Origin of the sequence: Aeromonas aquatica (assembly GCF_000764655.1) — a bacterium.
Taxonomy (GTDB): domain Bacteria; phylum Pseudomonadota; class Gammaproteobacteria; order Enterobacterales; family Aeromonadaceae; genus Aeromonas; species Aeromonas aquatica.
The window spans coordinates 20607-29678 of the sequence record NZ_JRGL01000090.1 but is presented as its reverse complement, the minus strand read 5'-3'; the positions used below and the strand labels follow the sequence as shown (position 1 = coordinate 29678).

Sequence of the window (9072 nt, the reverse complement as noted above, 5' to 3'; positions counted from 1 at the left end):
CTTGAGCACCTCGTGGCGTGACTCGCCAAGGGGGATCCGGTTGTGGGGGACCTAGCGCAGAGTGAGGGAGCGATCGCCCTTCACCGCCACGTTATAGACCTGAATATTGGGCTCCAGATTGCTCAGGTTGTACTGGGCGGACAGGGCGCTGCGCACCAGCCGGTAGCCTTCTTCGTTATGGATGGCCGACACCTTGAGGTAGTTCTTCAGATCGTCATCGTCGATGGCGAACAGCTTCATGTCGCGCATCACCTTGGGGCTCAGGAACTGGCTGATGAAGCTCTCGTCCTTGAAGTTCTGCATGGCGAAGTGCAGGGTCTCGACCCAGTTGGTACCGGCATAGTCGGGGAACCAGTATCTGTCCTCCTCGGTGGGGTGTTCACAGATGCGGCGCAGATCGGTGAACATGGCAAAGCCCAGGGCATAGGGGTTGATGCCGGAATAGTAACGGCTGTTGTAGGGGGGCTGATAGACCACGTTGGTGTGGCTGTGCAGCACCTCTATCATGAAGCGATCGCTGATCTTCCCCTCGTCATACAGATGGTTGAGGATGCTGTAGTGCCAGAAGGTGGCCCAGCCCTCGTTCATCACCTGAGTCTGTTTCTGCGGATAGAAGTACTGGCTGATCTTGCGCACTATCCGCACTATCTCGCGCTGCCAAGGTTCGAGTAATGGCGCGTTTTTCTCTATGAAGTAGAGGATGTTTTCCTGTGGCTCAGGGGGGTAGCGCCTGTCCTCGACGCCGGAGGCTTTGTGCTGCTTTGGCAGAGTGCGCCATAGCTCGTTGACCTGGGTCTGTAGATAGTCTTCCCGCGCCTTCTGGCGCCGCTTCTCTTCTGCCAGCGAGATCTTCTGGGGGCGCTTGTAGCGATCCACCCCGAAGTTCATCAGGGCGTGGCAGGAGTCGAGCAGCCGCTCGACTGCATCGATGCCGTGTTTTTCCTCGCATTCGGTGATGTAGTTTTTGGCAAACAGCAGGTAATCGATGATGGAGGAGGCGTCGCTCCAGGCCTTGAACAGGTAATTATTCTTGAAAAAAGAGTTGTGGCCATAGCAGGCGTGCGCCATCACCAGAGCCTGCATTGGCATGGTGTTCTCTTCCATCAGATAGGCGATACAGGGCTCCGAGTTGATGACGATCTCATACGCCAGCCCCATCTGGCCGCGTTTGTAGTTGCGCTCGGTATGGATGAAGCGTTTGCCAAACGACCAGTGCTGATAGCCGATGGGCATGCCCACGCTGGAGTAGGCATCCATCATCTGCTCAGCGGTGATCACCTCGATCTGGTTGGGGTAGGTATCCAGCTTGTAAAACCTGGCGACCCTGGCAATCTCCTGGTGATAGGTTTCCAGCAGATCGAAGTTCCAGTCAGGACCATCGTCCAGCGGCGCTCTTTTTCTCGCGGTTTCTACCATATGACGTCCCTCAAGCCGCTTGCTTCTTGAACAGCTCCCGGAAGACCGGATAAATGTCCTCTACCTTGCGAATATGCTCCATCGCGAAGTGGGGGAATTGACCGGCCACCGCCTCATATTCGTGCCACAGGGTCTGGTGGGCGCGGGTGGTGATCTCGATATAGGAGTAGTAACGCACCCTCGGCATGATGTCGCGCATCAGAATTTCCCGACATTGCGGCGAGTCATCGGCCCAGTTATCTCCATCTGAGGCTTGCGCCGCATAGATGTTCCATTGATTGGCGGGGTAACGTTCGTTGATGATGTCGTTCATCATCTTGAGCGCGCTGGAGACTATGGTGCCGCCGGTTTCCTGAGAGTAGAAGAACTCGTGCTCGTCCACCTCCTTGGCCTGGGTGTGGTGGCGAATGTAGACTACTTCCACGTTTTTGTAAGTCCGGCTAAGGAACAGGTAGAGCAGGATATAGAAGCGCTTGGCCATCTCCTTGGTCGCCTGATCCATGGAGCCCGACACGTCCATCAGGCAGAACATCACCGCCTGGCTGGATGGTACAGGGCGTTTGACGAAGTTGTTGAACTTGAGATCGAAGGTATCGATGAAAGGCACGGCCTCGATCCGCCGTTTCAGTTCACGGATCTCCTTCTCGAGTTGTGCCATTTCGGCAAAGTGATCGTTTGGCTCACTGGCGAGCAGGGCGAGCCGCTCTTCGAGCTCGCGCAGCAGACGTTTCTTGCCCGCTTGCAGCGCCATGCGGCGCGCCAGCGAATTTTGCAGTGAACGCACCACGTTGATGTTGGCCGGCACCCCGTTGGAGGTGTAGCCCGCCCGGTAGGTTTTCATTTCCATCAGCTGGTTGAGCTGGGTCTTCTGCAGCCGCGGCAGCTCCAGATCTTCGAACAGCAAGTCCAGATACTCATCTTTGGAGATCTGAAACACGAAGTCGTCAGCCCCTTCCCCCTGATCCGAGGCCTGGCCCTCGCCGGCGCCCTGACCGCCACCCCCTCCCTTGGGGCGGTCAATCTTGTCGCCGGAGACGAATTGATCGTTACCAGGGTGGACCATCTCCCGTTTTCCCCCTTGTCCCTGATGGAAATGGGGCTCGCCGATGTCCTTGGTCGGGATGCTGATGCTCTCGCCCTTGTCCACGTCCTGAATGCTGCGCTTGGAGACAGCATCCGAGACCGCTTGTTTGATCTGCTTCTTGTAGCGGCGGATGAAGCGCTGCCGATTGACAGCGCTTTTGTTTTTGCCGTTGAGCCTGCGGTCGATAAAATGCGCCATAACTCCCCCTTGAACCGATCAGGGTCAGGATGACTTGCGTACCCTGAGGTACCATTCGGAGAGCAGGCGCACCTGTTTGCGGGTGTAGCCCTTCTCCATCATCCGTTCGACAAAGTTATCGTGCTTCTTCTGCTCCTCGGCCGAGGTTTTGCTGTTGAAGGAGATAACCGGCAGCAGCTCTTCCGTGTTGGAGAACATCTTCTTCTCGATCACGGTGCGCAGCTTCTCGTAACTGGTCCAGTTGGGGTTACGGCCTGCATTGTTGGCCCGTGCACGTAGCACGAAGTTGACTATTTCGTTGCGGAAATCTTTCGGGTTGCTGATCCCGGCCGGTTTTTCGATCTTCTCCAGCTCGCTGTTGAGTGATGCCCGATCGAACAGCTGGCCGGTCTCCGGGTCGCGATACTCCTGATCCTGGATCCAGAAGTCGGCGTAGGTGACGTAACGATCGAAGATGTTCTGCCCGTACTCAGAATAGGATTCGAGGTAGGCGGTCTGGATCTCCTTGCCGATGAATTCTACGTAGCGCGGGGTCAGATACCCTTGATGAACTCCAGATAGCGATCGTGCAGCTCCTGCGGGAACTGCTCGCGTTCTATCTGCTGCTCCAGCACGTAGAAGAGGTGTACCGGGTTGGCGGCCACTTCCGCGTGATCGAAGTTGAACACCCGGGAGAGGATCTTGAACGCGAAGCGGGTAGACAGGCCGTTCATGCCCTCATCCACGCCAGCATAGTCGCGATACTCCTGATAGCTCTTGGCCTTGGGATCCGTGTCTTTCAGGCTCTCGCCATCGTAGACCCGCATCTTGGAGTAGAGACTGGAGTTTTCCGGCTCTTTCAGGCGGGAGAGCACGGAGAACTGACCCAGCAACTCCAGGGTCCCTGGCGCGCACTTGGCGTCGGTCAGCTCGCTGTTGAACAGCAATTTCTCATAGATCTTCACCTCTTCCGAGACGCGCAGGCAGTAGGGCACCTTGACGATATAGACCCGGTCGAGGAAGGCCTCGTTGTTCTTGTTGTTACGGAACTGCTGCCATTCGGATTCGTTGGAGTGAGCCAGCAAGATGCCGTCGAAGGGCAGGGCGGAAAGCCCTTCGGTACCGTTGTAATTGCCCTCTTGTGTTGCCGTCAGCAGAGGGTGCAGCACCTTGATGGGGGCCTTGAACATCTCCACGAACTCCATCATCCCCTGGTTCGCCTTACAGAGCGCCCCTGAGTAGGAGTAGGCATCGGCATCATCTTGGGCGTAATGCTCCAGCATGCGGATGTCGACCTTGCCGACCAGGGAGGAGATATCCTGGTTGTTGTCATCGCCGGGCTCCGTCTTGGCGATGGGGATCTGATCCAGAATGGAGGGATTGACCTTCTCCACCTTGAATTTGGTGATGTCACCGCCAAACTCGTGCAGGCGTTTGGCCGCCCAAGGAGACATGATGGGACGCAGGTAGCGGTGCGGGATGCCGTATTCTTTTTCCAGGATCTCGCCATCTTCCTCGATATCGAACAGGCAGAAGGGGTGATCGTTGACCGGCGAGCCCTTGATGCGATAGATAGGCACCTTCTGCATCAAGGATTTGAGCTTCTCTGCGAGGGATGACTTGCCGCCGCCGACGGGGCCCAGCAGATAGAGGATCTGTTTCTTCTCTTCCAGCCCCTGGGCGGAGTGCTTGAGGTAGGAGACGATCTGCTCAATGGCCTCTTCCATACCATAGAAATCTTTGAAAGCGGGATAGCGTGCGACGACGCGATTGGAAAACAGGCGGCTGAGGCGCGGATTGACCGAGGTATCGATCATTTCCGGTTCGCCGATGGCAACTAGCAGTCGCTCGGCGGCGGAGGCGTAGCAGGATTTGTCCTGTTTGCACATATCCAGGAACTCCTGAATGCTGTACTCCTCCTCTCTGGCTTTCTCATACCGCTGTTGATAGTGCTCGAAGATGCCCATAACTTAGCCCTCGTTATAGTCGCTTACCCTGAAAAAGAGTGGATCACTACTTTTGTTCTGTTTGCCTCTTAAGCCTAGTCAACAGCCCCCAGTAATCCATCGCCATCATTGGTTTAAGTTTGCACGGGAGCTTCCCGATCCTTTTGCGGGAAGGTGCAGTCAATGACATACCTATGTTACTGACTGTTAAATTATTTTTGCCATGACAGTGATGCAAATGTCAAAGACATAAAAAATAAATGTTTGTGTGGTAGATGCGGGAAGGGAGGGTTTCCCGTGTGGTGAACGCGACAACACAGGCGGCGCAAGGACGGGAGAGGAAAGGGGATAAATGTAGTAACGCTTACGTTAACGTAACGCCTCTTGTTTGGTGTTTAAGCTCTAATTTTTACATTGACGCTACATTGTGACTGCTCTAGATTGGCCCTGTGTCGAGCAGTCATCGCTTTAGCAAGAAAGTGGTTACTGTGCAGATACTAAGCTCTGTTTAAGCACGTTTCCGTTGGCTTGACCCTCGCATCCGCGGGGGTCTTCTTTTTTCGGCACTTGGCAAGGTTGAATCGTCAAGGCGCGCGGAATAGATCCGTGATACTGCCGCCAGCACCTCGGCGAAGGGATGAGCGGCCAGCTGACCAAAACCTGCCAGGCTTTTTGCCTTGACCCTGGTGGTCAAGGGGGTGGAGATACCGCACAGGAAGCGGGTCAGGATGCGTGGTTCCTGGCTGTGGCACAGCGACACCAGCGGATCGCACCAGGCGCGCAAGCCCTGTTCGTTGGGCAAGCTTGGTGTTGGCAGCGGGGGCAGGACGGCAATCTCACCACGACAGACGGAGCAGTGCCCGCAGCGGCTCGGTGCCTGTTCATCGGCAAAGTAGCTGGCCAGCTCATGGCTAAGACAAGTGGTCGAAGTAAAGAAGCTGAGCAAGGCCTGTAGCCGGGCCAACTCGCTCTGCTCTTTTTGCTCGAACAGGGCGTGCAGCCGATCCGCCAGCGGCGCTATGGCCAGATCCTGATGCAATACCCGATACACCTCCGTCATCTGCTTGCTTTCGAGCTCGATCCAACCCTGCTGCTGTAGATAATCCAGTGCGGCGGCGGCCCGCGACCTTTCTCCCTGATACCCCTGCCAGAGCGCATCGAAGTCCATGGCGCACCAGCTGCGCGCCTGGGGGGCGCAGGCAAACAACTGCTCCAGGAACTGGCGCCGATCCGGATTGAAACGCGCCAGGATCTCTTGCTTTTCCAGCACGAACTTGAAGCGATATTCGGCAAAATAGCTGTAGGCCGGGGCAATGATGCCCGCCATCTCCAGATAGACCAGCAGGGTCTTGAGCGGCAACTGACGGATGTTGGTGTCATTGGAGAGGCGCAGCAAACTGAATTCCCACTCGGCGCCGCTTTGGCGCAGGATCTCGAGCAGGGTCAGGATCGCGGCTCTGTCCGGGGTATCTCCGTAGACGAAGTTCTCCAGCACCGGCAACTGTGCACGGCTGGCCAGCACGGTGCAGCGTGAGGGGAGGCCGTCGCGTCCGGCGCGGCCAATCTCCTGGCTGTAGTTTTCGATGGACTTGGGCAAGTCGTAGTGGATGACCCGGCGGATATCGGCCTTGTCGATGCCCATGCCAAAGGCGATGGTGGCGACGATGCAGTCCAGCTTGCCGGCCATGAAGTCGTGCTGGATCTGGCTGCGCAGGGCTGGATCCAGCCCGGCATGATAGGCGCAAGCGCGGATCCCTGCTCGTTGCAGCAGCTCGGCACACTGCTGCGCCGTGTGCTGCAGGGTGACGTAGACGATGGTGGGCGCCGCGGGATCGCGCCGCAGCTCGTCACTGAGCCAGTGGTCGCGGGCGTTGCCGGCCAGCGAGATGACGCCCAGATCTAGGTTGGCGCGGTAGAAGCCGGTCACCACCAGATCCTCCTTATCGATGCCGAACTTGGCCTGCATGTCCGCCATGACTGCCGGGGTGGCGGTGGCGGTGAGCAGCAGTACCTGGGGGATATTCAGTTCGCGGCGATGGGCCGGCAGCTTCAGGTAGTCTGGGCGAAAGTTATGACCCCATTCCGAGATGCAGTGCGCTTCGTCTACTACCAGCATCGAGAGCGGGATCTGGGCGATGAAGCGGCGAAAACGCTCGTTCTTGAGACGCTCCACCGAGATCATCAGGATCTTGAGCTGGCCGTCGCTGGCCTGTTGCATCACCCGACGACTCTCCTCTGGCGTTTGACTGGAGTCCAGGGTGGCGGCGGCAATCCCCTTGCGTTGCAGGAAGGCGAGTTGATCGTGCATCAGCGCGATGAGCGGGGAGATAACCAGGGTCAGGTGAGGCAGAGCCAGGGCGGGCAACTGATAGCAGAGGGACTTGCCGGCCCCAGTCGGGAAGATGGCCGCCGCACTCTTGCCGTCCAGCAGGCGGCTGATCACCGCCTCCTGACCGGGTCTTAACCGATCGAAGCCGAAGTGGCGGGTCAACAGAGAGGGGATCATGGCAAGGCTCCAGCGCAGACAAAAGAGCGGCATGATACCACTCCTGCTGCCCGTTCTGCCGAGGAATGGACCGACATGGCGACAATTTGACCGCAGTTGATATTGTGTTATCGCATTGTTGCGGATTTTTTGTGAGGTAACCCTGATATTTTTCAGTGATTATGTGGAAAAAAACGGTAGCAGATGGGATATTCCTTGTCCGCAACACCACGCGTACTGGACAGATCCAGAAGAAGGTTTGCCAACGGCACCACCGTCCACAGGCCGGTGCCAATGCGCGCGGCAGGTTGCCAACAGGACTCATAATTCACGCACTTTGAAAGTGCACAGGGACTATTTGATGACACAACAACACCCCCTCATAAAACTGGTCAACAGCACCAGTCTGGTTAGCCAGATCCTGGTCGGTCTGGTATTCGGTATCCTCCTTGCCATGTTCATGCCCGAATGGGCCAAGGCGGCGGGTCTGCTTGGCAGCCTGTTCGTCGGTGCCCTGAAGGCGGTCGCCCCGCTGCTGGTCTTCGTGCTGGTGATGTCGGCGATCATCGGTCACAAGCAGGGTCAGAAGACCAACATGAAGCCGATCTTGCTGCTCTATGTGCTGGGGACCTTCCTGGCAGCCGTGGTGGCGGTGATGGCCAGCTTCCTGTTCCCCACCAACCTGCATCTGGTGGCCAGCAGTGCCGAGATCACCCCGCCGGGTGGCATCACCGAGGTGCTGCAGACCCTGCTGTTCAACGTGGTGACCAACCCGGTCAAGGCGCTGCTGGATGCCAACTACATCGGCATCCTGGCCTGGGCCATCGGCCTTGGCATCGCCATGCGTCACGCGGGTGACAGCACCAAGGCGCTGATCACCGACCTGTCCCACGGGGTCTCCACCATCGTCAAGGCGGTGATCCGCTGTGCGCCCCTCGGTATTTTCGGGCTGGTCGCCTCGACCCTGGCCGAGACAGGTTTCGATGCCCTGTTTGGCTATGCCCAGCTGCTGATGGTGCTGATCGGCTGCATGCTGTTCATCGCCTTCGTGGTCAACCCGCTCATCGTGTTCTGGAAGATCAAGCGCAACCCTTATCCGTTGGTGCTGACCTGCCTGCGCGAGAGCGGCGTGACCGCCTTCTTCACTCGCAGCTCTGCCGCCAACATTCCGGTCAACATGGCGCTCTGTGAGAAGCTGCGTCTGCCGGAAGACACTTATGCGGTCTCTATCCCGCTCGGTGCCACCATCAACATGGCCGGTGCCGCCATCACCATTACTGTGCTCTCCATGGCGGCGGTGCATACCTTGGGGATGGAAGTGGATCTGGCGACCGCCGTGCTGCTCTCCGTGGTCGCCACCATCAGTGCCTGTGGTGCCTCCGGGGTGGCAGGTGGTTCCCTGCTGCTGATCCCGCTGGCGTGCAGCCTGTTTGGCATCAGCAACGACATCGCCATGCAGGTGGTGGCGGTTGGCTTCATCATCGGGGTGCTGCAAGACTCCGCCGAGACGGCCCTCAACAGCTCTACCGACGTGCTGTTCACCGCGGCCGCCTGCATGGCCGAGGACGAAGCCCTGCAGGGCGCAGCGCCGCTCTCTCGCGAAGCCTGATAGCCAGGCCATCAAGGCATCGAAAACGCCCTCTCAGGAGGGCGTTTTTTTATGTGTGGCTGTTGGGGCGGTAGACTGCCGTATAAAATGCACAGCCGATGTTGTAGCGGGTGACAGAGCGCCTCAAGCCAGCGTGTTAGCCCCTCAGGCATCCGTACTCAACCAGCACGCAGCGGCATTGGGATGAGAAGTGTGATCCGGGGCCGGGTCAAGTCTGTGGGGGAGGTGAGGGGAAAGAACTCCTGTACCTGCCCGAATGCCATACAGGGTGAACGCCATAAAAAATGCCAGCCGGTTTCCCGACTGGCATTTTTGATCTCTAGCTATCTATCGACGGCGGGTTTAACCGACCAGC

The 9072-nt window shown here is 57.7% G+C and carries 2 protein-coding genes and 3 pseudogenes; 1 reads left to right on the top strand and 4 read right to left on the bottom strand.

Features of this window, described 5'->3' with window-relative positions; genetic code table 11:
• Positions 1–54: 54 nt before the first annotated feature.
• The 4 genes and pseudogenes from LG30_RS20970 to LG30_RS0109685 all read right to left on the bottom strand — a co-directional run.
• Positions 55–1416 (bottom strand): annotated as a pseudogene (locus LG30_RS20970) (SpoVR family protein); the annotation flags it as partial.
• A gap of 10 nt (positions 1417–1426) precedes the next feature.
• Complete coding sequence (locus LG30_RS0109695; RefSeq protein ID WP_033130504.1) at positions 1427–2698, bottom strand: YeaH/YhbH family protein; 1272 nt, start codon at positions 2696–2698, stop codon at positions 1427–1429.
• Positions 2699–2722: 24 nt separating this feature from the next.
• Positions 2723–4644 (bottom strand): annotated as a pseudogene (locus LG30_RS20965) (PrkA family serine protein kinase).
• Positions 4645–5212: 568 nt separating this feature from the next.
• A pseudogene (locus LG30_RS0109685) lies at positions 5213–7129 on the bottom strand (RecQ family ATP-dependent DNA helicase); the annotation flags it as partial.
• A 340-nt stretch (positions 7130–7469) separates the two neighbouring features.
• Here LG30_RS0109685 and sstT point away from each other — a divergent pair.
• Positions 7470–8717: a serine/threonine transporter SstT gene (gene sstT, locus LG30_RS0109680; RefSeq protein ID WP_033130503.1), complete on the top strand. Its 1248-nt coding sequence runs from the start codon at positions 7470–7472 to the stop codon at positions 8715–8717.
• The last annotated feature ends 355 nt before the right edge of the window (positions 8718–9072 follow it).